Origin of the sequence: Ramlibacter sp. GCM10027632 (genome assembly GCF_042675325.1) — a bacterium.
GTDB lineage: Bacteria > Pseudomonadota > Gammaproteobacteria > Burkholderiales > Burkholderiaceae_C > Ramlibacter.
Genome location: NZ_JBHTGW010000002.1, coordinates 326348 through 350753, shown reverse-complemented (window position 1 = coordinate 350753; position 24406 = coordinate 326348). Strand labels below are relative to the sequence as shown.

The window sequence follows — 24406 nt, the reverse complement described above, 5'->3', positions numbered from 1 at the left end:
CCTCACTTCACCAGCGGGCAGACCGTCTTGTCGGCCGGCGCGAAGGCCTGGGCCGCCGGGATGGTGGCGGCCAGGGTGTACAGGTCCCACTCGTTCTTGGACTCGGCGGGCTTCTTCACGCGGAACACGTAGCCCTCGCGGATCACGCGGCCGTCCTCGCGGATGAAGCCGTTCTTGGTCATCATGTCGTTGATGGGGGTGGACTTCATCCTGGCCAGCACCGCGGCGGTGTCGTCGGTGCCGGCGGCGGCCACGGCCTTCAGGTAGTGCTGCACCGAGCCATAGACCGAGGCCTGCACGAAGTTGGGCATCTTGCCGAAGCGGGCCTTGTAGCGGTTGGCGAAGGCGCGGGTCTGGTCGTTCTGGTCCCAGTAATAGGGCTCGGTCACGAACAGGTCCTGCGCGTTGTTCAGGCCCAGGGCCTTGACGTCGTGCAGGGTCAGGCTCAGGGCGGCCAGGCGCTGGCCGCGCTTGCGCAGGCCGAACTCCTCGGCCTGCTTGATCATGGCGGCGGCGTGGGAGGTGGTGGTGGCCATCGCGATCACGTCGGCCTTGGAGGCCTGGGCCTGCAGCAGCTGCGAGGAGAACTCGAAGGAGTTGACCGGGTGGGTGGTCGAGCCCACCACCTTGCCGCCGCCGGCCTCGATCATGCCGGTGGTGTCACGCTGCACGTTCTTGCCATAGGTGTAGTCGATCGTGACGAAGTACCAGGTCTTGCCGCCCGCATCGAGGGTGGCCTTCACCGCGCCCAGGCTCTGGGAGTAGGAGTTGTAGGTCCAGTGGATGCCGTTGGGCGAGCAGTTCTTGCCGGTGATGTCGGAGCTGGCCGAGCTGTTGAAGATGGCGATGCGGTTCTTCTCCTTGGCCAGGTCCTGCACGCCCAGGGCCACGGTGGTGATGCCGATGTCGAAGATGGCACGCACGCCGGAGTCGTACCACTGGCGGGCGATGGTCAGGCCGGTGTCGGGCTTGTTCAGGTGGTCGCCCTCCAGCAGCTCGATGGGGCGATTCAGCACGCGGCCGCCGAAGTCCTCGATCGCCATCTTGGCGGCCACCGCCGAGCCCGGGCCGGAGAGGTCGGCCACGAAGCCCGACATGTCGGTCAGGATGCCGATCTTCAGCGGGTTGGCGGCCTGGGCCCAGGCGCCGGGGGCGGCCAGGGCCAGCGAGGCGGCGGCGCAGGCCGCGAGGGTGAAGCGGCGCGAGGCGCGGCCCAGGGCAGTGGTCGGGGTCTTCTTCATGGTCATGTCTCCGTGACGCGGGTGGGAACTCGGGGGTGAACGTTCGCGGTCGGCTGCGGGTGGGGCCTCAGGCGTGGTGCACGTACTTCCTGTGCAGGTAACTCTCCAGGCCCTCGGGGCCGCCTTCCTGGCCATAGCCGCTGTCCTTGAGGCCGCCGAAGGGCGCCTCGATGGCGGAGACCGAGAAGGTGTTGATGCCGATGCCGCCGGCCTGCAGCTCGTCGCCCACCGCCACCGCGGTGGCGGCGGACTGGGTGAAGGCGTAGGCGGCCAGGCCGTAGGGCGTATCGTTGGCGCGGGCCAGGCCCTCCTCCAGCGTGGAGAAGCGGCGCACCAGGGCCAGCGGGCCGAAGGGCTCGATGCGCAGGGCCTGCGCGGACTCGGGCGTGTCGGCCACCAGGGTGGGACGGAAGAAGTTGCCGCGGTCGCCGACCCGGCTGCCGCCGGCCACCACGCGGCCGCCGCCGGCCACGGCGTCGGCCAGCAGGCCTTCGATCGCCTCGACCCGGCGCGTGTTCGCCAGCGCGCCCATCTGGTTGGCGGGGTCCAGACCGGGGCCGACCTTGAGCGCGTCCAGCGCCTGCGCGTAGCGGGCGACGAAGGCGTCGTGGATGCCCTCCTGCACCAGGAAGCGGGTGGGCGAGGTGCAGACCTGGCCGGCATTGCGGCTCTTGCCCTGCACGCAGGTGGCCACGGTGCGCTCGAGGTCGGCGTCGTCGAAGACCAGCACCGGCGCATGGCCGCCCAGTTCCAGCGTGCAGGGCTTGGGCCCCACCGCCGCCAGGCGGGCCAGCTCGCGGCCCACGCCGGTGGAGCCGGTGAAGGTGACCTTGCGGATCACGGGCGACGTGATCAGGTGGGACGAGACCTCGGCGGGCACGCCGAACACCACGTTCAGCACGCCGGCGGGCAGGCCGGCGTCGGCCAGGGCCTGCGCCAGCACCATCGTCGACTGCGGCGTCTCCTCCGAGGGCTTGATGACGACGCTGCAGCCGGCGGCCAGCGCCGGCGCGATCTTGCGCGCCGGCAGGATGGCGGGGAAGTTCCAGGGCGTGAAGGCCGCCACCGGGCCCAGCGGCTGCGGGATCACCAGCTGCCGGGTGCCCCGCACCCGCGCCGGGATCACCCGGCCATAGGAGCGCAGCGCCTCCTGCGCGTACCACTCGAAGGTCTCGGCACTGAGGGTGAACTCCAGGCGCGACTCGGCCAGGGTCTTGCCCTGCTCCAGGGTCATCAGGCGGGCCATGTCCTCGACCCGCTCGCGCACCAGGGCGGCGGTCCGCATCAGCACCGCGGCGCGCTCCTGCGGCGACTTCAGCCGCCACAGCTCGAAGCCCGCCGCGGCCGCGGCCAGGGCATCGTCCAGGTCCTGCGCGCTGGCGCGCGGCACCTCGGCCAGCACCTCGCCAGTGGCCGGGTTGCGGACCTCGCCGGCGACGCCCTGCCCGCCCGCGCGCCAGGCGCCGGCGATGTACTGCCGGACCACGGGGTAGGCCTGGGCGTCTCTTGCGTTCATGGGTGTCTCCTGAGGGGCGGGTTGAATTTTGGCGAAGCATATCGTCTGCTTCAATACGGCCTATCAGGTGTTATCCCTGATTTAGACCACATGCATATCGTTGACATGCATACGAGTTTGTCGATAGCATCCCACCCCATCGGCTTGCCGGGCGACCGTGCCCCGGCGCCGCCACGCGGAGTCCCCCATGGCACTACATCCCTTCGTGCAGAAGATGCTGGAGGCGGCGCGCGCCGCCGGCCGCCCGGCGCTGTCGGCCGGCACGCCGCAGCAGTCGCGAGAGCTGGTCGCCACCACCCGCGCCGCGCTGGGCGCCGGGCCCCAGGTCGGCGAGGTGCGAGACCTGCGCATTCCCACCCGCGCCGGCGAGGTGCCGGCGCGCCTGTACCGGGCCGCCGGCGGGTCCGAGCCCGGGCTGGTGGTCTACCTCCACGGCGGCGGCTGGGTCTGCGGCTCGGTGGACGACTTCGATGTCCTGACCCGCGCGCTGGTCGACAAGTCGGGCTGCGCCGTGCTGTCGGTGGACTACCGCCTCGCGCCGGAGCACCCCTTCCCCGCCGGCCTGGAGGATGCGCAGGACGCGATCGCCTGGGCCCACGACCACCTCGCCAGCCTGATCGGCGGCCCTGGCCGCCTGGCCGTGGCCGGCGACAGCGCGGGCGGCAACCTGGCCACCGTGGCCGTGGCCCGCCTGGCCGGGCGCGCGCAGGTGGCCCTGCAGTGCCTCTTCTACCCCGTGGCCGACAGCGACTTCACCCGCCCGAGCTACCGCGCGCACAGCCAGGGCATGCCCCTGACGGATGCCGACATGGACTGGTTCTTCCGCCACTACGCGCCGCCGTCGCTCTGGCAGCACCCCGACATCGCCCCGGTGCGCCGCGACGACCTCGCGGGCCATCCCCCGGCCTGGATCGCGGTCGCCGAGTACGACGTGCTCCACGACGAAGCCGTGGCCTATGCCGAACGCCTGCGCGCCGCGGGCGTGCCCGTCACCCTGGAGCGCGCGGACGGCCTGCCGCACGGCTTCGCCCGCATGCTGAACCTGATTCCCGAGGCCGACGCCGTGGTGACCCGGGCCGCCGCCGAGATCCGCCGCCGCTGCGCCGCCCCCTGACCGACAGACCGACCGACAACACGAGGAGACCCCCATGAATGCACCCCGGACCGAGCGCTTCGACGTCGTGGTCGTGGGCGCCGGCTTCGCCGGCCTGTACCTGCTGCACCGCCTGCGCAAGCAGGGCCTGAAGGTGGCCGTGCTGGAGGCCGGCGACAACGTCGGCGGCACCTGGTACTGGAACCGCTACCCCGGCGCGCGCTGCGATGTCGAGAGCCTGGAGTACTCCTACTCCTTCGACGAGGCGCTGCAGCAGGAGTGGCGCTGGAGCGAGCGCTACGCCGCCCAGCCCGAGATCCTTCGCTACATCAACCATGTGGCCGACCGCTTCGACCTGCGCCGCGACATCCGCCTGGAGACCCGCGTCACCGACGCCGAGTTCGACCCCGCCGCGAACCGCTGGACCGTCACCACCGGCAACGGCCAGGTGCTGCAGGCGCGCTTCTGCGTCATGGCCACCGGCTGCCTGTCCAACGCCCAGGTGCCGAAGTTCCCCGGCCTGGACAGCTTCCAGGGCCGCTGGTTCCACACCGGCTTCTGGCCGAAGGAGGGCGTGGACTTCACCGGCCAGCGCGTGGGCATCGTCGGCACCGGCTCCACCGGCATCCAGGTGATCCCGATCGTGGCCAGGCAGGCCGCGCACCTGACCGTGTTCCAGCGCACGGCGAACTACAGCATTCCCCTGCGCAACGGCCCGCTGACCGACGAGGCCGACCAGGCCGTCAAGCGCCGCTACGCCGAGGTGCGGCAGCAGGCCCGCACCAGCCCCTCGGGCGTGGCCGGCTTCACCGTCCCCACCCGCGGCGTGCTGGAGACGCCGCCCGAGGAGGTGGAGAAGGCCTTCCAGGCCCGCTGGGATTTCGGCGGCATCGGCTTCACCCGCACCTTCAACGACGTGCTGTTCAAGGAGGAGGCCAACCGCATCGCCCGCGAGTTCGTGGTCCCGCGCATGCTCGCGCCGGTGCGCGACCCGGCGCTGCGCGCGAAGCTCACGCCCACCTACCCGATCGGCACCAAGCGCCTGTGCGGCGACACCGGCTACTTCGAGACCTACAACCGCGACAACGTCACCCTGGTCGACCTCAAGGCCGACCCGATCGAGGCCATCACGCCCACCGGCCTCCGCACGAAGGACGCGCACCACGACCTGGACGCGATCATCTTCGCCACCGGCTTCGACGCCATCACCGGCGCCCTGCTCTCGGTGAACATGCGGGTCAAGGGCGGCGGCGACCTGCGCAGCGCCTGGGCCCAGGGCCCGCGCGCCTACCTGGGCCTGATGACCGCCGGCCTGCCGAACCTGTTCATGGTGACCGGCCCGGGCAGCCCCTCCGTCCTGAGCAACGTGGTGGTCTCGATCGAGCAGCATGTGGACTGGATCGCCGACTGCCTTGAGAACCTGAAGGCCCGAGGCATCAACCGGATCGAGGCGACCGCGCAGGCGCAGGAGGACTGGGGCCGGCATGTCGACGAGCTGGCCAGCCGGTCGCTGCTGCCGGACACCGCCTCCTGGTATGTCGGCGCCAACATCCCGGGCAAGCCCCGGGTGTTCATGCCCTACATGGGCGGCGTCGGCGTGTTCCGCCGCAAGTGCGACGAGATCGCCCGCGACGGCTATGCCGGCTTCGCCCTGTCCACCGTGCCCGAGGCGGACTGATTTCCCTGCAACCCCATTCACCGTACCCATGAATTTCGCTGAGACCGAAGACCAGACCGCGATCCGCACCGCGGTCGAAGACATCTGCAAGACCTTTACCGACGACTACTGGCTGGAGCGTGACCGCGAAGGCGGCTTCCCGATGGACTTCTACCGCGCCATGGCCGGCGCCGGCTGGCTCGGCATCGCCATGCCGCAGGAGTACGGCGGCGCGGGCCTGGGCATCCTCGAGGCCTGCATGATGATGGAGGCCGTCTCGGGCTCGGGCGCGGGCATGTCGGGCGCGTCCGCGATCCACATGAACGTGTTCGGGCTGCACCCGGTGGTGGTGTACGGCACCGAGGAACAGAAGAAGCGCTGGCTGCCGCCCATCATCCGCGGCGAGGTGCAGGCCTGCTTCGGCGTGACCGAGCCCAACACCGGCCTGAACACCCTCAAGCTCAAGACCTTCGCCGAGCGCCGCGGCGACCGCTATGTGGTCAAGGGCCAGAAGATCTGGATCTCCACCGCGCAGGTGGCGCACAAGATCCTGCTGCTGGCGCGCACCACGAAGATCGAGGACGTGAAGAACCCGCGGCATGGCCTGAGCCTGTTCTACACCGACCTGGACCGCACCAAGGTGCAGGTGCGCGAGATCGAGAAGATGGGCCGCAAGGCGGTGGACTCCAACGAGCTGTTCATCGACGGCCTGGAGATCCCGGTGGAGGACCGCATCGGCGAAGAGGGCCGCGGCTTCGACTACATCCTGCACGGCCTGAACCCGGAGCGCGTGCTGCTCGCCGCCGAGGCCATCGGCCTGGGCGTGGCGGCGCTGCGCCGCGCCACCCGCTACGCCAACGAGCGCGTGGTGTTCGACCGCCCCATCGGCAAGAACCAGGGCGTGCAGCACCCGCTGGCGCAGCGCTGGGTGGAGCTGGAAGCGGGCCGCCTGATGTACCAGCGCGCCGCCTGGCTGTACGACCAGGGCCAGCCCTGCGGCCCCGAGTCCAACGCCGCCAAGTACCTGTGCGCCGAGGCCGGCTTCACCGCCTGCGAGACCGCGGTGCTCACGCACGGCGGCTTCGGCTACGCCAAGGAATACCACGTGGAGCGCTACCTGCGCGAGGCCATGCTCCCGCGCATCGCGCCGATTTCCCCGCAGTTGATCCTGTGCAACATCGCGGAGAAGGCGCTGGGCCTACCCAAGTCGTACTGACCCGGCCTGCGCCATCGCCTGGACTTCGGCCTCGCCGAAGCCCAGCTCGCGCAGGATCTCCGCCGAGTGCTGGCCCAGCATCGGCGGCGGGCGGCGCAGCTTCGTGCGCTCGCCGTCCAGGCGCACCGGCTGCGCCACCGAGCGCAGCGCACCCAGCTGCGGGTGCTGGTAGCCGTACACCATGCCGCTGGCCTCGGTGTGCGGGTTGGCGGACAGCTCCCCCAGCGAGTGCAGCGGCGAGCACGGAATGCCCTTGGCCGAGAGCTGCTCGATCCAGGTGTCGCGCGGGCGGGTGCGCAGCACCTCCTGCACGCGGCCCACGGTCTCGGCGCGGTGCGCCACGCGGTCGGGGTTGGTCCGAAAGCGCGGGTCATCCACCATGTCCTGCAGGCCGGCGACCTCGCAGAAGGCGCGCCACAGGGTTTCGTTGGCCACGCCCAGGATCAGGGGCCGGTCCTGCGTCTCGAAGGCCTCGTAGGGGCACAGCGACTCGTGCCCCGAGCCCGGGCGCTCGGGCTCGGTGCCGCGCTCCCAGAAGCTCTGGAGGAAGTAGCCGAGGAAGCCGGTGGCGGTGTCGAACAGCGAGGCCTCCACGCGGCCGCCCAGGCCGGTGCGCTCGCGCTCCAGCAGGGCCGCCTGGATGCCGATCAGGGCATGCAGGCCGGTGGCCTGGTCCACCGGCGAGAAGGGGCTGCGCACCGCCTTGCCGCCGCGCTCGCCGGTGATGGACAGCATGCCGCAGTAGGCCTGCAGGATCACGTCGTAGCCCTTGCCCTCCTTCATCGGGCCGACGCTGCCGAAGCCGCTGATGCTGCAGCACACCGCGCGCGGGTTGAGTTCGGCCAGGCGCTGCGCGCCGACACCGAGGCGCTCGGCCACGCCGGGGCCGAAGCTCTCGATGATCACGTCGGCCTGCTTGATCAGGCGGTCGACCACCTCGCGGCCATGGGGGCTGCGCAGGTCCAGCGCGATGCTGCGCTTGTTGCGGTTGGCGCTCAGGAAGATGGCGCCGGTCGGGGCGGCATCGTCCACCTTGCGCAGGGGCGGCCACTGGCGGGTGTCGTCCCCGCCCTCGATCGGTTCCACCTTGATCACCTCGGCGCCCATGTCGCCGAGGTACTGGGCGCACAGCGGGCCGGCCAGCACCTTCGACATGTCCAGCACCTTCAGGCCGGCCAGGGGGGTCGCACTCATGGTTTCTCCAGGGATTGCATCAAGTTAGTTCGCTACCATATCATATGAATGGCTACGTAAAAAATCCATTCCCCATCCCCCACCGAGAAGGAGACATCCCATGAGCGCCTGGGCCATCGTTGCCAACAACGAACCACTGCAACCGATCGAACAGGCGCCGCTGCAGGCGCAGGGCTGCGAGGTGGTGCTGGAGGTCACGCATGCCGGCGTCTGCCATTCCGACCTCCATCTCTGGCACGGCTACTACAACATGGGCGGCGGCAAGCGGATGATGCTGGCCGACCGCGGCGTGACGCTGCCGCGCGTGCCGGGCCACGAGATCGTGGGCCGGGTGGTGCGCGTCGGCCCCGACGCGCAGGGCGTGAAGGTGGGTGACCACCGCATTGTGTTTCCCTGGCTTGGCTGCGGACAGTGCGAGGTGTGCCGCGCGGGACAGGACAACCTGTGCAACCAGCCCTGCGCCCTTGGCGTGCGCCAGGACGGCGGCTACGGCAAGGAGGTGAAGGTGCCGCATCCGCGCTTCCTGGTGGACTTCGGCGACATCGACCCGGCCTTCGCCGCCACCCTCGCCTGCTCCGGCATCACCGTGTACTCCGCGATCCGCAAGCTGATGCCCATGGACCCCGACACGCCGGTGGTCCTGTTCGGCGCCGGCGGCCTGGGCCTGGCGGCGATCTGCATGCTGCAGGCCCTGGGGCACCGTCGCATCGTCTCGGTGGACATCGGCGCGGACAAGCGCGAGGCCGCCCTGGAGATGGGCGCTACCGCCGTCGTCGACGGCAACGCGCCGGACCTGGTGGCCGCGATCCATGCCGTCACCGGCGGGCCGGTGATGGCGGCGATGGACTTCGTGAACATCTCCTCCACGGCCACCGTCGGCCTGGAGATCCTCGGCAAGTCCGGCCGGCTGGTGCTGGTGGGCGTGGGCGGCGGCGAGCTGATGGTGTCGCTGGCCGGCATGATCTTCCGGCCCCGCACGGTCATGGGCAGCATGACCGGCAACCCGCAGGACCTGCGCGATGTCGCCGAGCTGGCCCGCAGCGGCAAGCTCAAGGCGCTGCCGATCACCCGCATGGAGAAGGACCGCGCCAATGAGGCCGTCTACATGCTGAACGAGGGCCGCGCCAAGGGCCGCATCGTGCTGGTCTGACCCTGCGGACAGGACCGCAGCGTCAGTTGGCCTTGATGTTGTTGTCCTGCGCCACCTGCCGCCACATCGGGATCTCGGCGGCGATCAGGCGGGCGAAGTCCTGCGAGGTGGTGGCCTGCGGGATGACGGACATGCCCTCCAGCTTCGCGCGCACGTCCGGCATGGCGACGATCTTCGCCACCGCGTCCTCGAGCTTCTTCACGATGTCCGCCGGCGTGCCGGCGGGCGCGAGCAGGCCGATCCACAGCGAGACCTTGAGGTCGATGCCCTGCTCGGCCAGCGTGGGCACGTTGGGCAGCTGCTTGAGGCGCTCCGCGGTGGTGACGGCCAGCGCCTTCACCCGGCCGCTTTGCAGGCCCACCGAGGCCGGGCCGGCATCGGCCAGGGCCATGGTGACGTCGCCGGTCATGACGGCCATCACCGACTCGTTGGCGCCCTTGTAGGGGATGTGCGCGAACTTCGCGCCGACCTTGCGGTTGAACAGCTCGGTAATGAGCTGGAACGAGGCCGAGCTCGCCGCGTAGTTGGCCTTGTCCGGGTTGGCCTTGGCCTGGGCCGCGAGCTCCTGCACGGTCTTCGCCGGGTTGTTGGCGTTCACCAGCAGCACCAGCGGCGAGTTGCTGACCCAGGAGATCGGGGTGAAGTCGTTCGGGCCGTACGGCAGGTTGCCGCCCAGGGCGTGGTTGAAGATCACAGGCCCGGGCGCGCCCATCATCAGCGTGTAGCCATCGGGCCTGGCCTTGGCCACGTAGGCCGAGCCGACCACCGCACCCACGCTGGGGCGGTTCTCCACGACCACGGGCTGGCCGATCAGGGCTGGCAGCTTCTCGGCGACGATGCGCGCGGTCGCATCCACGCCGCCACCGGCGGCATAGCCGACCACGATCGTGACCGGCTTCGAGGGCCAGGCCTGGGCGCTCGCGGCCAGCGGCATCGCGCCGGCGGCCAGCGTGCCCGCGGCGGCCAGCAGGAGGTGAAGTCGTCGTCTTGCGTTCATCGTCGTCTCCTTGGTCTGGTTGTCGTCACTGCAGGCCGACCTGCACGTTCATCACCGCGCTGCGGCCGGCATCGACGGCCCGCAGGCAGCGCGCGATCGCGCCCTCGAGCTGCGAGGGGTCGTCCACATACTCGCCATGCGCGCCGAAGGCCTCGGCCACCTTCTCGAAGCGGCGCTCCTGCCCCTGCAGGCGGGCCTGGAATTCATTGGCCTTGGCCGCCTCGCCGTCGGGATAGACGCGCAGCACCGCTTCCTTCACCGCCTGCCAGCCGCCGTTGTCCAGGACCACGGTGAACACCGGCAGGCCGTAGCGCTGCGCCGTGGCGTACACCGACGTCGGGGTGGAGAAGTGGAAGCTGCCGTCGCCCACCACATGGACCACGCGCCGGTCCGGGCAGGCCAGGCGCGCCCCCAGGGCCATGCCGCCGCCGAAGCCCAGTCCGCCGCCCGCGCCGCACAGGAGCGTGAGCGGCTCGCTGCGCGGGATCTGCGTGAGCACCGCGGGCGAGTTGCGGATCGCCTCGTTGATCACGATGTCCTTGGCATCGATGGCGCGGCCCAGCGCAGCGCACACATGGGCGGCGGAGACCGCGCCACGCCGCCCGGCCTCCGCGGCCGCCGCGGCGACCGCCTTGCGCCGCGCGGTGCGGGTCTCGCCCCAGCCGGCGATGCGCGCGACCACGCGCGCATGGAAGGCGTCGTCGGCAAGTTCGCGCACGCGCGCCGCCACCTGCCGCAGCGCGGTGGCGCAGTCGGCCTGGGCGCGCCAGTCGGTGGCAAAGCCCCACATCGGGAAGTCCTGCTTGATCGGGTCCACGTCGACCTGCGCCCACCAGGTCTGGGGCGACGGCTGCACGAACTTGGGCAGCCAGGGCACGTCGACATCGAGCAGCAGGCCGAGGTCGGCGCCCTCGAGGCCCTTGGCCGGGTCGAAGCCGGCGAAGCACGGGTGCTCCCGCGAGATCGCGAGGTGGCTCGGCATGAACTCCACGACACGCAGGCCGCACAGGAGCGCGAGGTCCTCCAGCGCCTTCACCGCCTCGGCCTTGCGGCCCAGGTAGGAGGTGACGACCACGGGCGACTCGGCCTGCAGAAGGCGCTGCGCCAGTTCGTCCACGCGTTGCGCGTCCAGGCCGCCGGCGGCCACCGGGCCGTAGCGCGGCGCGCCGAAGGCCTGCACCGGTGCGTCGATGTCCTCGGCCAGCACCTCGCGCGGCAGCGTGAGGTAGACCGGACCGGGCGGGTCGCTGTGCATCACCGAGTGCGCGCGCCGCAGCACCTCGGGCGCGATGCGGCCGGTGGGCAGGGTGTACTCCCACTTCACATAGGGCCGCACCAGGCTGCCGATGTCGAACGGGTCCTGCACGAAGTGCACGTAGTTGTCGCGCGAGCCGGGCATCTCGCCACGCAGGGTGTAGGGTGCCTTGCCCGCCACCAGCATCACCGGCAACCGGCCGCGGAACAGGTTGTGCATGCCCATGGCCGCATTCGCGGTGCCGGCATCCACATGCACCATCACCGCCTGCCCGCGCCCGGTGACGGCCGCATAGCCGGCGGCCATGTGCATGGCCACGTTCTCGTGCGGGCACAGCACCAGCTGCGGATGCGGCAGGCCCTCACGGTCGCGCCGCGCGAGCTCCTCGATCAGCGACACATGGTCGGTGCCGAGGTTGGCGAAGACGTACTGGATGTCGAGGTCGGCGAGGCCCTCGAGGAAGTGGTGGGCGCCGCTGCGGGCGGGGGAGGCGTTCAAGGAAGGCTCGCGGGCAACGTGGGTTGCCGCGAGCTTAGGAAGCCGGGCGCCGCCGCCGGCACCGGGCTTACCCGCAGGCTGTCACGTCGGGCACAGGCGCGGGCCGGCGCCGGGGGCAGCCGCCCCCTTGGGGGTCAGGCGTCGAGCTTGGTGCCCGCGGCCTTCACCACGCCGGCCATGCGCTGGTAGTCGGCGGCCAGCAGCTTGGCGAAGTCGCCGTTGCTGACGGCGTGCGGCTCGATCCCCTGCTTGTCCAGGCGCTCGAGGATCACCGGATCCACCAGCAGCTTCGCCATCGCGGCGTTGATGCGGTTGGCGGCGGCCGCCGGCGTGCCGGCCGGGCCGAGCAGGCCGAACCAGGAATCGAACTCGTAGCCGGGCAGCCCCGTCTCCGACAGCGTCGGCAGCTCGGGGATGTGCTTGCTGCGCTTGGGCGAGGTCACGCCGAGCAGGCGCAGGCGGCTGTCCTTGGCGAAGGCCAGCGCGCCGATGCTGGCGGCGATCACGGCCTGGGCGCGGCCCGAGATCACCTCGTTGATCGCCTCGCCCGTGGCCTTGAGCGGCACATGCACCATGTCGATGCCGGCCTTGCCGCAGAACGAGGCCATGGCCAGGTGCGTGGCGCTGCCGATGCCGGCCGAGGCGTAGTTCATCTTGCCGGGGTTGGCCTTGGCATGGCGGATGAACTCGGCGGCCGTCTTCGCCGGCACGTCGGGGTGGACCATCATCACATAGCTGGCGTGGCCCACATGGGCGTAGGGCGTGAAGTCCTTCTGCGGGTCGTAGGGCAGCTTGTTGTAAAGGTGGGCCGCGATGTTGTGGCTGGCCGCGGCCATGACCATCACCGTGCCGTCGGCCTCGGCCTTGGCCACGAAGCCGGTGCCGATGGTGCCGCCCGCGCCGGCGCGGTTCTCGACGATCACCGTCTGGCCCAGGGCCTGCCCGAGTTCGGTGGACAGCGAGCGCGCCAGGATGTCCTGCACGCCCCCTGCGGCGAAGGGCACGATGATGCGAATGGGTTTGCCCGAGGGCACCTGCGCCACGGCGGGGAGGACGGCGGCGGCGAGGCCGGTGGCCAGGAGCTGTCGGCGTTGGATCATGGGAGCTTGCTTCCTTCCTGGAGTCAGTCGATGCAGATCTGGTCGGCGAGGCGGCGCATGAAGCGCTCGCACCAGGCGAGCTGCTCCAGGGCCACCCATTCATTGGGCTGGTGGGCCTGCGCGATGTGGCCGGGGCCGCAGACGATGGTGGGCACGCCGGCCTGGTGGAACAGCGCCGCCTCGGTGCCGAAGGACACCTTGCCCGCGCCGCTGGCCGGGTCGAGCTCGGCGCAGTGGAAGCACAGCTGCGCGATCTCGCTGTCGGGGGCGGTGGCGAAGCCGGGCAGGACCGACTTCACTTCATGCGTGATGCCGGTGTCGGGCGCGACGGCCCGCATCGCGGGGACCAGGCTGTCGGCGAAGGCCCGGGCCTCGGCGAACAACACCTGCGGGTCGTCCAGGTGGTGGTGGCGGATCTCCCAGGTCACCTCGCACAGGCGCGGGATGATGTTCAGCGCAGTGCCCCCCTGGATCACGCCGGTGTGCACGCTGGTGTGGGGCACGTCGTACACCGGATCGAACGGGCCGTCGGCCGCGAGCCGGCGGTGCATCGACTTGAGCTTGGCGACGAACTCGCAGGCGATCTCCACCGCGTTCACGCCCAGCGGCGTGAGCGAGGAGTGCGCCTCGAAGCCCTGGACCGTGGTCTTGAAGGCGTGCTTGCCCTTGTGGGCGATCACGACCTGCATGCCGGTGGGCTCGCCCACGATGCAGCCGGCGGGCTGGTAGCCCTGTTCCACCATGTCGGCAATGAGGCGGCGCACGCCGATGCAGCCCACCTCCTCGTCGTAGCTGAAGGCCAGGTGCACCGGGCGCTTGAGCCGGCGGCGCACCAGTTCGGGGACCAGCCACAGGGCGGTGGCGCCGAAGCCCTTCATGTCGGTGACGCCACGGCCGACCAGCTTGTTGCCAATCACCTGGGCCTTGAACGGGTCGGTGTCCCAGGGCTGGCCGTCGACCGGCACCACGTCGGTGTGGCCGGACAGGACGATGCCGCCCACCTTCGTCTCGCCGTCGGCGGCGGGGATGGTGCACCAGAGGTTGCACTTCTTGCCGCTGTCATCGTAGGTGCGGCGGCACTCGAGGCCGAGGGCGCGCAGGCGTGCCTCGGTCCAGTCGATCAGGGGCAGGTTGCTGTCACGCGAGACGGAGGCGAAGGCCACCCATTGCTCGATCAGGGGAAGCGCCGCGAGGTCGGCGGCGCGCGCGCTTCGCAGGGCGGAGGAAGGGATCGGTGCGTTCATGGCGCAACCATATCGCAATCCGCGTGCCACCCGCTGTCACGAGGGCACCGCGGCGGGTAGTGAATTCGTTGGGGAAGCGAGCGGGTCAGCGCGGAGCGGTGGCGCCCGAGGCCTGGGCGTCCGCGCGGGCCGGGCGCGCCGCGCCGGCGGCCGCCGCCTCGACGGCTTCATCGGCCTCGCCCAGCGGCGTGAGCCAGGCATCCGGATGGATCACCCCCGAGGCCCAGGTCACCCGCTCGCAGGAAACGGTGCCATCGCGTTCGAGGATCAGCCAGGGGGCGGATTGCGACGGCTGGATGTGCCAGCAGGGCCGGCCGTCATCGGACTCCAGCGGCCCGAGAACCTCGACGACCCGGCCGATGTTGCCCTCGCATCCAGGATGCTCGGCGATCACCAGGGCAAGAGAGCCAGGGCTGCAGCGGGTCTGCATGGGAGGTGGTCCGTCCAGGTCGGCGTTGACGCTTATCGCTTAATGGAAATGTTAAGCGATTTGACCATTGTCTTCGGATCACCGACGGGCGACAAGCCCCGTGGAATCGCCGAAGTGTCGCATGCGCGACACGCGGGCACCTCGGGGATGCCCGCTCCGCCCCGTCAGGACGCCTCGAGCTCGCTGGCGCCGACGCTCGCAAGCAGGCAGCGGCCCAGCTGGTCGAGGTAGCGCAAGGCCTTCTTGGTCGGCATGACGAACTTCACCCGGGAATCGGCGGTGGAGGTCTGCAGCGCGATCATCTCGCGCTCGATCAAGCCCTTGACCCGGCGGTGTACCGTGCTCGCGGAGCGGGACAGGGCCGGGTGGCGCATCAGGCCGACCACGGTGATGTTCTGCTGGTTGAGCCAGTAGGTGGCCAGCACCTCGATGATTTCCCGCTCGTCCGGCACGAGGTCCGGCAGGCGATCACCACCTTTCGCCGCGCTGAGCTGGCTCAGGAATCGCAGGTAGGCAACGGAAGGAGAAGTCTGTGCAAGACGTTTCGACATGGTGCATCCAGCGGCTCAAAGATCCGCTACCTGAAGGGCCAAGCAAAGCCCGCACCCGGTCGTTACTGCCATCACCGCTGCCACCTTCCTGCACATACGTTCAAAAAAAGATGGGCGATCTTAGCCGTCTTAGCAAAGAAGGGAACAGGGGAAAACGACAAGGCCTCCCGAAGGAGGCCTTTGAAATTCGTTGGCGGAGTGGACGGGACTCGAACCCGCGACCCCCGGCGTGACAGGCCGGTATTCTAACCGACTGAACTACCACTCCGCGTCGGAGTTGCTTCGCCCTGCAGATGCAGGAATCGAGTGCAACCAAACTCTGGCGACCCTACGGGGATTCGAACCCCGGTACTTACCGTGAAAGGGTAATGTCCTAGGCCTCTAGACGATAGGGTCAAACCTGGACGGACTGTTGAACCAGAACACGTGGTGGAGGTAAACGGGATCGAACCGATGACCTCTTGCATGCCATGCAAGCGCTCTCCCAGCTGAGCTATACCCCCCGGGTGTTCTGCTTCAACGAAGGCCTGCCCTGAAGCAAACCTTTGTCAAACTCTTGGCGGAGTGGACGGGACTCGAACCCGCGACCCCCGGCGTGACAGGCCGGTATTCTAACCGACTGAACTACCACTCCGCGTCGGGGTTGCTTCGCCCTGCAGATGCAGGAATCAAGTGCAACCAAACTCTGGCGACCCTACGGGGATTCGAACCCCGGTACTTACCGTGAAAGGGTAATGTCCTAGGCCTCTAGACGATAGGGTCAAAACCTTGGATTTTCATCCGTCGACACAGTGGATGGTGGAGGTAAACGGGATCGAACCGATGACCTCTTGCATGCCATGCAAGCGCTCTCCCAGCTGAGCTATACCCCCGTCCGGTGTCGAGAACGAGATTCTACAACGTTTTTTGGCTGCTCGACAACCGATCCAAAACTTCTTTTCGCGGGACGAGTGCGAGCACCGCATCGAGCGACGGCGTCTGCGCGGTGCCCATGACCAGCACCCGCACCGGCATGGCCAGCTGCGGCATCTTCAGGCCGGTGGCGCGCAGCGTCTCCTTGATGGCCTCGCTGATCGCCGCCTTGTCCCACTCGCAGGTCTCGAGCATCTTCGCAAGCATGGAGATCGCGGGACGCACGCCCTCGGTCACATGCTTGGCCAGTTCATCGGCGTCGGGCCGGACCTCGCGGTAGAACTTCGCGGCCCAGTCGGCCAGGATCACGGTGGTGTCACAGCGATCCTTGAACAGGCCGCAGATGGCGGGCAGGCGCGCGTCGGCGGCGATGCCGCGCGCGGCGAGTTGCGCCTCCACCAGCTGCGCGAGCGACCCGTCGCTCGCGGCCTTCATGTGCTGGGCGTTCACCCAGCGCAGCTTGGCCTCGTCGAACTGCGCGGCGCTGCGGCCCAGGTGGTCCAGGTCGAACCACTGCAGGAACTGCTCGCGCGAGAAGATCTCGTCGTCGCCATGGGACCAGCCCAGGCGCGCGAGGTAGTTCACCACGGCGTCGGCCAGGAAGCCCTCGTCGCGGAACTGCGTCACGGGCTTGGCGCCATTGCGCTTGGACATCTTCTCGCCCTGCTCGTTCAGCACGGTGGGCAGGTGCGCGTACACCGGCGGCTCCTTGCCGAGGGCGCGGAAGATGTTGATCTGCCGCGGCGTGTTGTTCACGTGGTCATCGCCTCGGATCACGTGGGTGATGGCCATGTCGATGTCATCGACGACCACGCAGAAGTTGTAGGTGGGCGTGCCGTCGGGACGGGCGATCACGAGGTCGTCGAGTTCGGCATTGGCGATCTCGATGCGGCCCTTGACCTTGTCGTCCCAGGCGACCACGCCCTCCTTCGGGTTGCGGAAACGCAGCACCGGCTGCACGCCCTCGGGCACCGGCGGCAGGACCTTGCCCTCCTCGGGGCGCCAGGTGCCGTCGTAGCGGGGCTTCTCCTTGCTGGCCATCTGGCGCTCGCGCAGCGCGTCGAGCTCGGCGACCGACATGTAGCAGGGGTAGACCAGGCCCTGCGCCTTCATCTGGGCCAGCACCTCGCGGTAACGGTCCATGCGCTGCATCTGGTAGAACGGGCCCTCGTCGTGGTCCAGGCCCAGCCAGGACATGCCCTCGAGGATCACGTCGACCGCGGCCTGCGAGGAACGCTCCAGGTCGGTGTCCTCGATGCGCAGGATGAAGTCGCCGCCCTGCGAGCGCGCGAAGGCCCAGGGGTACAGCGCCGAGCGGATGTTGCCCAGGTGGATGAAGCCCGTCGGCGACGGGGCAAAGCGGGTGCGGACTTTCACGTGGGGATCAGAGCAGGTCCAGGCCGCGCGAGAGGTCGGCCTTGAGGTCATCGAGGTGTTCCAGGCCCACGGCGACGCGGACCAGGTTCTGGCGGATGCCGGCGGCCTGGCGCTGTTCCTCGGTGAGGCGGCCGTGCGAGGTGCTGGCGGGCTGGGTGATGATGGTCTTCACGTCGCCCAGGTTGGCGGTGACGGACATCAGCAGCGTGGAGTCGATCACCGTGAAGGCGTTGCGCCGCGCGGCCTCGGGCGTGTCGCCCTTGACGTCGAACGACAGCACCGCGCCGCCCAGGCCGCGCTGCTGCTTCATGGCCAGCGCGTGCTGCGGGTGGCTCTCCAGGCCGGGGTAGTAGACGCGTTCGACCTTCGGGTGCGCCTCGAGCCAGCGGGCCAGCTCCAGCGCGCGGGCCGACTGCGCCTCCATGCGGATGCCCAGCGTCTCCAGGCCCTTGAGCACCACCCAGGCGTTGAAGGCCGACAGCGTGATGCCGGCGCTGCGCATGACGGGAATGAACTTGTCCTTGACCAGCGCCTTGCTGGCGCACAGCGCGCCGGCGATGACGCGGCCCTGGCCGTCGAGGTACTTGGTGCCCGAGTGGATGATGATGTCGGCGCCCAGGTCCGCCGGGCGCTGCAGCGCCGGGGTGCAGAAGCAGTTGTCCACTGCCAGCAGCGCGCCGGCGGCGTGGGCGATGTCGGCCAGGGCGCGGATGTCGCAGACCTCGGTGAGCGGGTTGGTCGGCGTCTCGGCGAAGAACAGCTTCGTGTTCGGCTTGACCGCGGCCTGCCACTCGGCGAGGTCGGTCTGCGAGACGAAGGTGCTCTGTACGCCGAACTTGCCGAACTCGGAGGCGATCAGCTTGATCGTGGAGCCGAACACCGAGCGCGAGCACACCACATGGTCACCCGCCTTCAGCAGCCCCATGCAAAGCAGCAGGATCGCGCCCATGCCGCTGGCCGTGGCGACGCAGGCCTCGGTGCCCTCGAGGGCGGCCAGGCGCATCTCCATGCTGGCCACCGTCGGGTTGGTGAAGCGCGAGTAGATGAAGCCCTCCTCCTCGCCGGCGAAGCGGCGCGCGGCCGTCTCGCAATCGGGCTGGGTGAAGGAGGACGTGAGGTACAGGGCCTCGGCGTTCTCGCCGTACTGGCTCTTGTCGACGGCGGCGCGCACCGCCAGGGTGTCGAGGTGCAGGCCCTCGGGCAGCTTGCGGGTCATGGGACTCAGGCCTCCTGGGCGTTGGGCAGCGCCAGGCGGGAGGTGTCGGACTCGGCCTCTTCCTGGCCCACGCGGCCCTCGTTCAGGCGCGTGATGTCCTCGGGGCTGACGTCGCCGGTGACGTAGACGCCGTCGAAGCAGGAAGCGTCGAAGCCGTCCAGCGACGGGTTGAGGCTGCTGACGGCGCGCTTCATCGCATCGACGTCCTGGTAGATCAGGGCGTCGCAGCCGATGATCTCGCGCACCTCCTCGAGGGTGCGGCCATAGGCGACCAGTTCCTTCGAGGTGGGCATGTCGATGCCGTAGACGTTGGGGAAGCGTACCGGCGGCGCGGCGCTGGCCATGTAGACCTTGCGGGCGCCCGCGTCGCGCGCCATCTGCACGATCTCGCGGCTGGTGGTGCCACGGACGATGGAGTCGTCGACCAGCAGCACATTGCGGCCCTTGAACTCGCTGCCGATCACGTTGAGCTTCTGGCGCACCGACTTCTTGCGCACGCCCTGGCCCGGCATGATGAAGGTGCGGCCCACGTAGCGGTTCTTGACGAAGCCCTCGCGGTACGGGATGCCGAGCAGGTGCGCCAGCTGCGTGGCGCTGGGGCGGCTGGACTCGGGAATGGGGATGACCACGTCGATCTCGCTGGGCGGCACGGTGGAGACCACGCGCTTGGCCAGCGTCTCGCCGAGGTTCAGGCGGGCCTGGTAGACGGAGATGCCATCGAGCACCGAGTCCGGGCGGGCCAGGTACACGTACTCGAAGATGCAGGGCATGAGCTTCGGGTTCTCGGCGCACTGGCGGGCATGGACCTGGCCCTGCAGGTCGATGAACACCGCCTCGCCCGGCGCCACGTGGCGCTCGAGCTGGTGGCCGGTGCCCTCGAGCGTGACCGACTCGCTGGCCACCATCACGGTGCCGTCCTTGCCGCGGCCGAGCGACAGCGGGCGGATGCCGTAGGGGTCGCGGAAGGCGACCACGCCGTAGCCGGCGACCAGCGCGATCACGGCGTAGGAGCCGCGCACGCGCTTGTGGACGTTGCCCACGGCGGTGAAGATGTCCTCGGGCTTGAGCGGCACGCCGCGGGTGGCGCGATCGAGCTCGTGCGCGAACACGTTCAGCAGCACCTCGGAGTCGCTCTCGGTGTTGATGTGGCGGTGGTCGGTGGAAAACAGTTCGGCCTTGAGCGCCTGCGCGTTCGTGAGGTTGCCGTTGTGCACCAGCACGATGCCGAAGGGCGCGTTCACGTAGAAGGGCTGCGCCTCTTCCTCGCTGTACGCGTTGCCGGCGGTGGGGTAGCGCACCTGGCCCAGGCCCACGCTGCCCGGCAGGGCGCGCATGTTGCGGGTACGGAACACGTCACGCACCATGCCCTTGGCCTTGTGCATGAAGAACTTGTGCCCCTGCTGGGTCACGATGCCGGCCGCATCCTGGCCGCGGTGCTGCAGGAGCAGCAGCGCGTCATAAATCAGCTGGTTGACGGGGGCGTTGCTGACGACGCCGACGATTCCACACATTCCCTGTTACCCCGGTAGATACTGGCCGAATCGCTCGGGCAGTATCGGTTTCAATCCCTTGAGCAGCCGGGACGCGATGCCCGCGCCGGCCGACTCGTTCCATGCCGCAGTGTCCTTCAGCGGCGTCATCTGGACCACCACTGTGGCGGCCAGCGCGATCACCACGCCGCGAACCAGGCCAAATGCCGCACCCAGGACGCGGTCCACCGGCCGCAGGCCGACGGCCTCGATGACCTTCTTGGCCAGCCAGGCCAGCAGGCCCGCCGCGAACAGCGCACCCACGAACACCACCACGAAGCCCGCGGCATACCGCAGCACTTCGGAAGTCGACTGCCCCATCGGCAGCCAGGCCGCCATGTCGGGCGCCAGCCACTGGGCCAGCACGAAGGCGGCCACCCAGCCCGCCACCGACAGCACCTCGTACACCAGGCCGCGCCAGGCGCCCAGCGCCATCGACAGCGCCAGCACGGCAAGGAAGACCCAGTCCAGCGGGGCCAGCGTCATCACGCGGCCTCAGCTTACAGGGTGAGGACCGAGGCCGGCAATTCCAGGCCCTTGACCTTGGCAGCGGCCTTGTCGGCTTCGGTGCGCGTGCCGAACGGGCCGACCCGCACGCGGGTGCGCTTGCCTTCCTTGGTTTCGGCCACGTGGGTATAGGTCTTGAGCCCGGCCTTTTCCAGCTTGCTGCGCGCGGCAGCGGCCTTGGCGGGGTCGGCGAAGGCGCCGACCTGGACGACGAAGCGGGCGTCCGCGGCGGAGGCCGCGGCGGCGGGCGCGGCGGCGGCCGGCTTGCCCTCGAGCAGTGCCTTGGCGCGATCGCCGTCGCCGGACGGCTTGTGGGCGGCATCGGCCTTGGGATCCTTGTGGTCCTTGGGGTCCACGCGTGCCTCGGCCTTCGAGGCCGCCTTGGCGACGGGCGCCGCGGCAGGCGCCGACGCAGCGGGGGACACCGCCGGTACCACGGGCGCGACGGCCGCCGCAGGCGCGGCAGGCGCGGCAGGCGCGGGCACGGCAGCTTCGGCCTTGGCGGGCACCGGCGGCGCGGCCTCGACCAGGCCGGCAGCGGGCGTGGCCGCGGGCGCGGCGGCGCCGGCCGGCTTGGACTTGGCGCGGTCGGGGATGTCGATGGGGATGTCCACCGCGATCGGGCGGGGCTGGGTGTCGAACACCAGCGGGAAGCCGATCACGCCCGCAAGCACCAGGACGGCCGCGCCGATCAGGCGCTGGCGCGCGCGGCGGCGCATCGCCTCCACGCTCTCGGGCTGGCCGGACTGGGGGGACGGGGCGGAGGGATCCTCGCCACCCTTGCGGAACTTGAAGAAGGCCATGGAACTGCGTCGTGCCCGGTGGATTCAGGTGCGTCCGGGTCAGGCCCCGGGGCGCAGGTGCTGGGCCTGCAGACGGGGCACACCGCCCTCGAGAATGCCGCCCACCGTGAAGAACGAACCAAAGACCACGATTCTATCAGCGGGGTCGGCAGCGGCCGCGGCCGCCTCCAGGGCCGCGCGCGGGCTGGCATGCACGCTGGCGGCCACCTCGCGCGGGGGCAGCGAGGACGCCACCGCCTGCCAGCGCGCCAGCAGGCCGGCGCCGGTCTCGGCGCGCGCGGTGGGCAGGTCGCAGAAGTACCAGCGATCGGCCAGCGGGGCCAGGCGCCGGAACATGGCGTCCAGGTCCTTGTCGGCCATGGCACCGAAGACGAAGTGGGTGGTGGGGTAGAAGCCCATGGCATCCAGGTTCGCCACCAGGGCGCCCACCGCGTGCGGGTTGTGGGCCACGTCCAGCACCAGGGCGGGCTGGCCGGGCACGAGCTGGAAGCGCCCGGGCAGTTCGACCAGCGCCAGACCGTTGCGCACCGCCTGCGCCGTCACCGGCAGGCGCTCGCGCAGGGCGGTGAGGGCCGCCAGCACGCCCGAGGCATTGAGCAATTGGTTCGCACCGCGCAGCGCCGGGTACGCCAGGCCCGCGTAGCGCCGGCCGCGGCCGGCCCAGGCCCACTGCTGCTTGTCGCCGGAGAAGTTGAAGTCGCGCCCCAGCAGCCACAGGTCACAGCCCAGCTCGTTGGCGCGGTCGATCACGCTTTGCGGCGGCACCGGGTCGCTCACCACGGCCGGGCGGCCGGCGCGCAGGATGCCGGCCTTTTCCCGCCCGATGGTTTCCCGGTCCGGGCCGAGGAATTCCATGTGGTCCAGGTCCACGCTGGTGATGATGGCGCAGTCGGCGTCGACCACGTTGACCGCGTCCAGCCGCCCGCCCAGGCCCACCTCGAGGATGGCCACGTCCAAGCCGGCGGTGGCCATCAGGCTCAGGATGGCCAGCGTGGTGAATTCGAAGTAGGTCAGCGGCACGTCCTGGCGGGCCTTCTCGACCCGCGCGAAGTGCGGCACCAGCTCGCCGGGCTCGCAGATCTCGCCGTGCAGGCGGCAGCGCTCCTCGAAGTGCACCAGGTGCGGCGAGGTGTAGACGCCGGTGCGCCAGCCCGACTCGAGGGCGATGGCCTCCAGCATGGCGCAGGTCGAGCCCTTTCCGTTGGTGCCCGCCACGGTGATGACGGGGCAATCGAAGCGCAGCGCCATGCGGCCGGCGACCTCGCGCACGCGGTCCAGGCCCATGTCGATGGTCTTGGGGTGCAGGCGCTCGCAGTGGGCCAGCCAGTCCTGCAGGGTCATGTTGTCGGCGTTCATCGGGCGTGATTGTCGGGCCTTACCATCGGACCATGATCGTTGTGTATGGCATCCCCAACTGCGACACGGTGAAGAAGGCCCGCGCCTGGCTGGCCGAACGCGGCGTCGAGCACCGTTTCCATGACTTCAAGAAGGAGGGCGTGCACGCCGGGCGGCTGCCCGCCTGGCTGGCCGCGGCGGGCTGGGGCACCCTGGTCAATCGCAAGGGCACGACCTGGCGCAAGCTCGCCCCCGCGGACCAGGCCGCGGTGCAGGACGACGCCAGCGCGCAGGCGCTGATGCTGCGCGAGCCCAGCGTGATCAAGCGCCCGGTGGTGGAGTGGGACGACGGCATCACCGTGGGGTTCGACCCGGCCGCCTGGGAAGCCCGCGCCGCGCGGGCCTGACCCTTTACGGCTGGTTTACTTTTTCGCCCCGGCCGCCGCGTCAACGTGGCGGACAATGGCACCGTTAACCTCAACGGAGGTCCCATGAAGCAATCCCTGATCGCCGGCGGCGTCGCCGCCCTCGCCCTCGCCGCCCCCTCCCTGCACGCGCAGGAAGTGGCCCGCGTCGTCTCCAGCATCCCCATGATCCAGCAGGTGGGCGTGCCCCGCCAGGTCTGCACCACCCAGCAGGTGATGGTCGAACAGCCCCGGTCCGGCGCCGGCGCCTTGCTCGGCGCGGTGGCCGGCGGCGCCGTGGGCAACCAGATCGGCGGCGGCTCGGGCCGCGCCGTCGCCACCATGGCCGGTGTCATCGGCGGCGCCATGCTGGGCAACAACATCGAGGGCCAGCCCGCCGCCCGCATGCAGGAACAGACCACCTGCACCACCCAGACCGTCTACGAGAACCGCACCGTGGGCTACAACGTGACCTACGAGTACGCCGGCAGGCAGTACCAGGTGCAGACGCCCAGCGACCCGGGCCCGACGATCCGCGTGCAGGTCACCCCGGTGCTGCCGGCCGCCACGCCGCAGCCGGCCGTGATCCCCTCGCCCCTGCCGGTGCGCCCGGTGAGCCAGGCGCCCGCCGTGGTGGTGGCCGCCGCGCCCGTCTTCTACGGCCCGCCCGCCGGCTACCCGGTGGTGGCGCCCGGCTTCATCGGCGCCTCGCACCACCGCGGCTGGAGCCACGGCGGCCACGTCCACGGGCACTGGCGCTGAACGCCCGGGCGGCGGCCCGCCCGCCACCGCCTAAAATGTCCGGTTTTCCACCGCGCCGCCTTCGCCGGACGCGCGCGCCCAACCGGACATCGACATGACCACCGAAAAATTCGACGGCGTTTCCGTCAACACCCAGGCCAACGTCTATTTCGACGGCAAGTGCGTGAGCCATGGCATCACGCTGGCCGACGGCACGAAGAAGTCCGTCGGCGTCATCCTGCCCTCCACCCTCACCTTCGGCACGGGCGCGCCCGAGATCATGGAGTGCGTGGCGGGCTCGTGCGAGTGGCGCATGGCCGGCACCGAGGCCTGGCAGAAGTCCGGCCCCGGCGAGAAGTTCTCGGTTCCCGGCAACTCGAAGTTCGAGATCCGCGTGACCGAGGCCTACCACTACATCTGCCACTTCGGCTGATCCCGCG

Annotated in this window: 22 protein-coding genes and 6 tRNA genes; 7 read left to right on the top strand and 21 right to left on the bottom strand. The window is 70.0% G+C overall.

The features are described from left to right. Nucleotides 1-2: 2 nt before the first annotated feature. Together ACFQZY_RS05075 and ACFQZY_RS05070 are read right to left on the bottom strand one after the other, a co-directional pair. Nucleotides 3-1241, bottom strand: coding sequence for an ABC transporter substrate-binding protein (locus tag ACFQZY_RS05075; RefSeq protein WP_377413410.1), 1239 nt, complete (start codon nt 1239-1241; stop codon nt 3-5). Between the two features lie 67 nt (nt 1242-1308). After that, nucleotides 1309-2757, bottom strand: a complete 1449-nt coding sequence (locus tag ACFQZY_RS05070; protein ID WP_377413408.1) for an NAD-dependent succinate-semialdehyde dehydrogenase — start codon at nt 2755-2757, stop codon at nt 1309-1311. Between the two features lie 187 nt (nt 2758-2944). Between ACFQZY_RS05070 and ACFQZY_RS05065 the strand changes: the two genes are divergently transcribed. The 3 genes from ACFQZY_RS05065 to ACFQZY_RS05055 are packed head-to-tail and all read left to right on the top strand — an operon-like array spanning nt 2945 to nt 6723. Beyond that, nucleotides 2945-3871 (top strand): alpha/beta hydrolase, encoded by a 927-nt coding sequence (locus tag ACFQZY_RS05065; RefSeq protein ID WP_377413406.1) that lies wholly within the window; start codon nt 2945-2947, stop codon nt 3869-3871. A 34-nt stretch (nt 3872-3905) separates the two neighbouring features. Next, nucleotides 3906-5528, top strand: a complete 1623-nt coding sequence (locus ACFQZY_RS05060; RefSeq protein WP_377413404.1) for a flavin-containing monooxygenase — start codon at nt 3906-3908, stop codon at nt 5526-5528. Nucleotides 5529-5556: 28 nt separating this feature from the next. Beyond that, nucleotides 5557-6723, top strand: coding sequence for an acyl-CoA dehydrogenase family protein (locus ACFQZY_RS05055; protein WP_377413402.1), 1167 nt, complete (start codon nt 5557-5559; stop codon nt 6721-6723). On the opposite strand, the gene ACFQZY_RS05050 is transcribed toward ACFQZY_RS05055, so the two are convergent. Beyond that, nucleotides 6706-7917 carry a CaiB/BaiF CoA transferase family protein gene (locus ACFQZY_RS05050; RefSeq protein WP_377413400.1) on the bottom strand — a complete coding sequence of 404 codons (1212 nt, stop codon included), beginning with the start codon at nt 7915-7917 and terminating at the stop codon, nt 6706-6708. The two genes, ACFQZY_RS05055 and ACFQZY_RS05050, sit on opposite strands and share 18 nt — an antisense overlap. Before the next feature lie 100 nt (nt 7918-8017). On the opposite strand from ACFQZY_RS05050, the gene ACFQZY_RS05045 reads away from it, so the two are divergent. Then, nucleotides 8018-9067, top strand: a complete 1050-nt coding sequence (locus ACFQZY_RS05045) for an alcohol dehydrogenase (RefSeq protein ID WP_377413397.1) — start codon at nt 8018-8020, stop codon at nt 9065-9067. A gap of 22 nt (nt 9068-9089) precedes the next feature. Here ACFQZY_RS05045 and ACFQZY_RS05040 read toward each other — a convergent pair whose 3' ends face one another. The 18 genes from ACFQZY_RS05040 to folC form a co-directional block, all read right to left on the bottom strand. After that, nucleotides 9090-10064 (bottom strand): Bug family tripartite tricarboxylate transporter substrate binding protein, encoded by a 975-nt coding sequence (locus tag ACFQZY_RS05040; protein ID WP_377413395.1) that lies wholly within the window; start codon nt 10062-10064, stop codon nt 9090-9092. A 25-nt stretch (nt 10065-10089) separates the two neighbouring features. Then, entirely contained in the window at nt 10090-11817 is a 1728-nt protein-coding gene (locus tag ACFQZY_RS05035; protein ID WP_377413393.1) for a thiamine pyrophosphate-requiring protein, read from the bottom strand. Nucleotides 11818-11951: 134 nt separating this feature from the next. Further along, nucleotides 11952-12917: a tripartite tricarboxylate transporter substrate-binding protein gene (locus tag ACFQZY_RS05030; protein ID WP_377413391.1), complete on the bottom strand. Its 966-nt coding sequence runs from the start codon at nt 12915-12917 to the stop codon at nt 11952-11954. 23 nt (nt 12918-12940) lie between these two features. After that, nucleotides 12941-14161, bottom strand: a complete 1221-nt coding sequence (gene argE / locus ACFQZY_RS05025; RefSeq protein WP_377413389.1) for an acetylornithine deacetylase — start codon at nt 14159-14161, stop codon at nt 12941-12943. A gap of 85 nt (nt 14162-14246) precedes the next feature. Further along, nucleotides 14247-14591 (bottom strand): hypothetical protein, encoded by a 345-nt coding sequence (locus ACFQZY_RS05020; RefSeq protein WP_377413387.1) that lies wholly within the window; start codon nt 14589-14591, stop codon nt 14247-14249. Nucleotides 14592-14755: 164 nt separating this feature from the next. After that, the gene (locus tag ACFQZY_RS05015) at nt 14756-15142 is read right to left on the bottom strand and encodes a hypothetical protein (RefSeq protein ID WP_377413385.1); all 387 of its coding nucleotides are present in this window, start codon (nt 15140-15142) and stop codon (nt 14756-14758) included. A gap of 191 nt (nt 15143-15333) precedes the next feature. Beyond that, nucleotides 15334-15410: transfer RNA gene (locus tag ACFQZY_RS05010), tRNA-Asp, on the bottom strand. A 52-nt stretch (nt 15411-15462) separates the two neighbouring features. Then, nucleotides 15463-15538, bottom strand: a tRNA-Glu gene (locus ACFQZY_RS05005). 31 nt (nt 15539-15569) lie between these two features. Then, nucleotides 15570-15645, bottom strand: a tRNA-Ala gene (locus ACFQZY_RS05000). A 54-nt stretch (nt 15646-15699) separates the two neighbouring features. Continuing rightward, nucleotides 15700-15776, bottom strand: a tRNA-Asp gene (locus ACFQZY_RS04995). Between the two features lie 52 nt (nt 15777-15828). Continuing rightward, nucleotides 15829-15904: transfer RNA gene (locus ACFQZY_RS04990), tRNA-Glu, on the bottom strand. A gap of 34 nt (nt 15905-15938) precedes the next feature. Then, nucleotides 15939-16014 (bottom strand) — tRNA-Ala (locus ACFQZY_RS04985). A gap of 22 nt (nt 16015-16036) precedes the next feature. Next, nucleotides 16037-17482 (bottom strand): glutamate--tRNA ligase, encoded by a 1446-nt coding sequence (gene gltX, locus ACFQZY_RS04980; RefSeq protein ID WP_377413383.1) that lies wholly within the window; start codon nt 17480-17482, stop codon nt 16037-16039. Beyond that, a complete protein-coding gene (locus ACFQZY_RS04975; RefSeq protein ID WP_377413381.1) occupies nt 17439-18647 on the bottom strand; it encodes an O-succinylhomoserine sulfhydrylase in 1209 nt (402 codons plus the stop codon). Before ACFQZY_RS04975 ends, gltX begins: the two co-directional genes overlap by 44 nt. Nucleotides 18648-18652: 5 nt before the next feature. Then, nucleotides 18653-20158: an amidophosphoribosyltransferase gene (gene purF / locus ACFQZY_RS04970; RefSeq protein ID WP_377413379.1), complete on the bottom strand. Its 1506-nt coding sequence runs from the start codon at nt 20156-20158 to the stop codon at nt 18653-18655. Between the two features lie 6 nt (nt 20159-20164). Next, nucleotides 20165-20656 carry a CvpA family protein gene (locus ACFQZY_RS04965; protein WP_377413897.1) on the bottom strand — a complete coding sequence of 164 codons (492 nt, stop codon included), beginning with the start codon at nt 20654-20656 and terminating at the stop codon, nt 20165-20167. 20 nt (nt 20657-20676) lie between these two features. After that, nucleotides 20677-21486, bottom strand: coding sequence for an SPOR domain-containing protein (locus tag ACFQZY_RS04960; RefSeq protein WP_377413377.1), 810 nt, complete (start codon nt 21484-21486; stop codon nt 20677-20679). 39 nt (nt 21487-21525) lie between these two features. Continuing rightward, a complete protein-coding gene (folC, locus tag ACFQZY_RS04955) occupies nt 21526-22842 on the bottom strand; it encodes a bifunctional tetrahydrofolate synthase/dihydrofolate synthase (RefSeq protein ID WP_377413375.1) in 1317 nt (438 codons plus the stop codon). A gap of 32 nt (nt 22843-22874) precedes the next feature. Here folC and ACFQZY_RS04950 point away from each other — a divergent pair, with 32 nt between their 5' ends. The 3 genes from ACFQZY_RS04950 to ACFQZY_RS04940 all read left to right on the top strand — a co-directional run bounded on the left by ACFQZY_RS04950 (nt 22875) and on the right by ACFQZY_RS04940 (nt 24399). Next, nucleotides 22875-23228, top strand: coding sequence for an arsenate reductase (locus tag ACFQZY_RS04950; RefSeq protein WP_377413373.1), 354 nt, complete (start codon nt 22875-22877; stop codon nt 23226-23228). Nucleotides 23229-23312: 84 nt separating this feature from the next. Next, nucleotides 23313-23987, top strand: a complete 675-nt coding sequence (locus ACFQZY_RS04945) for a glycine zipper 2TM domain-containing protein (protein WP_377413371.1) — start codon at nt 23313-23315, stop codon at nt 23985-23987. Nucleotides 23988-24081: 94 nt separating this feature from the next. Further along, nucleotides 24082-24399: a pyrimidine/purine nucleoside phosphorylase gene (locus tag ACFQZY_RS04940; protein ID WP_377413369.1), complete on the top strand. Its 318-nt coding sequence runs from the start codon at nt 24082-24084 to the stop codon at nt 24397-24399. Nucleotides 24400-24406: the final 7 nt, after the last annotated feature.

Excerpts from the sequence above, each read along its gene's own strand:
- ACFQZY_RS05055 (WP_377413402.1), top strand. The coding sequence starts at position 5,557 with ATGAATTTCGCTGAGACCGAAGACCAGACCGCGATCCGCACCGCGGTC.
- ACFQZY_RS05065 (WP_377413406.1), top strand. The coding sequence starts at position 2,945 with ATGGCACTACATCCCTTCGTGCAGAAGATGCTGGAGGCGGCGCGCGCC.
- ACFQZY_RS05030 (WP_377413391.1), bottom strand. The coding sequence starts at position 12,917 with ATGATCCAACGCCGACAGCTCCTGGCCACCGGCCTCGCCGCCGCCGTC.
- ACFQZY_RS05060 (WP_377413404.1), top strand. The coding sequence starts at position 3,906 with ATGAATGCACCCCGGACCGAGCGCTTCGACGTCGTGGTCGTGGGCGCC.
- ACFQZY_RS05015 (WP_377413385.1), bottom strand. The coding sequence starts at position 15,142 with ATGTCGAAACGTCTTGCACAGACTTCTCCTTCCGTTGCCTACCTGCGA.
- folC (WP_377413375.1), bottom strand. The coding sequence starts at position 22,842 with ATGAACGCCGACAACATGACCCTGCAGGACTGGCTGGCCCACTGCGAG.
- ACFQZY_RS04945 (WP_377413371.1), top strand. The coding sequence starts at position 23,313 with ATGAAGCAATCCCTGATCGCCGGCGGCGTCGCCGCCCTCGCCCTCGCC.
- ACFQZY_RS05020 (WP_377413387.1), bottom strand. The coding sequence starts at position 14,591 with ATGCAGACCCGCTGCAGCCCTGGCTCTCTTGCCCTGGTGATCGCCGAG.
- ACFQZY_RS05045 (WP_377413397.1), top strand. The coding sequence starts at position 8,018 with ATGAGCGCCTGGGCCATCGTTGCCAACAACGAACCACTGCAACCGATC.
- ACFQZY_RS05050 (WP_377413400.1), bottom strand. The coding sequence starts at position 7,917 with ATGAGTGCGACCCCCCTGGCCGGCCTGAAGGTGCTGGACATGTCGAAG.
- argE (WP_377413389.1), bottom strand. The coding sequence starts at position 14,161 with ATGAACGCACCGATCCCTTCCTCCGCCCTGCGAAGCGCGCGCGCCGCC.
- purF (WP_377413379.1), bottom strand. The coding sequence starts at position 20,158 with ATGTGTGGAATCGTCGGCGTCGTCAGCAACGCCCCCGTCAACCAGCTG.
- ACFQZY_RS04975 (WP_377413381.1), bottom strand. The coding sequence starts at position 18,647 with ATGACCCGCAAGCTGCCCGAGGGCCTGCACCTCGACACCCTGGCGGTG.
- ACFQZY_RS05075 (WP_377413410.1), bottom strand. The coding sequence starts at position 1,241 with ATGAAGAAGACCCCGACCACTGCCCTGGGCCGCGCCTCGCGCCGCTTC.
- ACFQZY_RS04950 (WP_377413373.1), top strand. The coding sequence starts at position 22,875 with ATGATCGTTGTGTATGGCATCCCCAACTGCGACACGGTGAAGAAGGCC.
- gltX (WP_377413383.1), bottom strand. The coding sequence starts at position 17,482 with ATGACCTCAAGGCCGACCTCTCGCGCGGCCTGGACCTGCTCTGATCCC.
- ACFQZY_RS05070 (WP_377413408.1), bottom strand. The coding sequence starts at position 2,757 with ATGAACGCAAGAGACGCCCAGGCCTACCCCGTGGTCCGGCAGTACATC.
- ACFQZY_RS04940 (WP_377413369.1), top strand. The coding sequence starts at position 24,082 with ATGACCACCGAAAAATTCGACGGCGTTTCCGTCAACACCCAGGCCAAC.
- ACFQZY_RS04960 (WP_377413377.1), bottom strand. The coding sequence starts at position 21,486 with ATGGCCTTCTTCAAGTTCCGCAAGGGTGGCGAGGATCCCTCCGCCCCG.
- ACFQZY_RS05040 (WP_377413395.1), bottom strand. The coding sequence starts at position 10,064 with ATGAACGCAAGACGACGACTTCACCTCCTGCTGGCCGCCGCGGGCACG.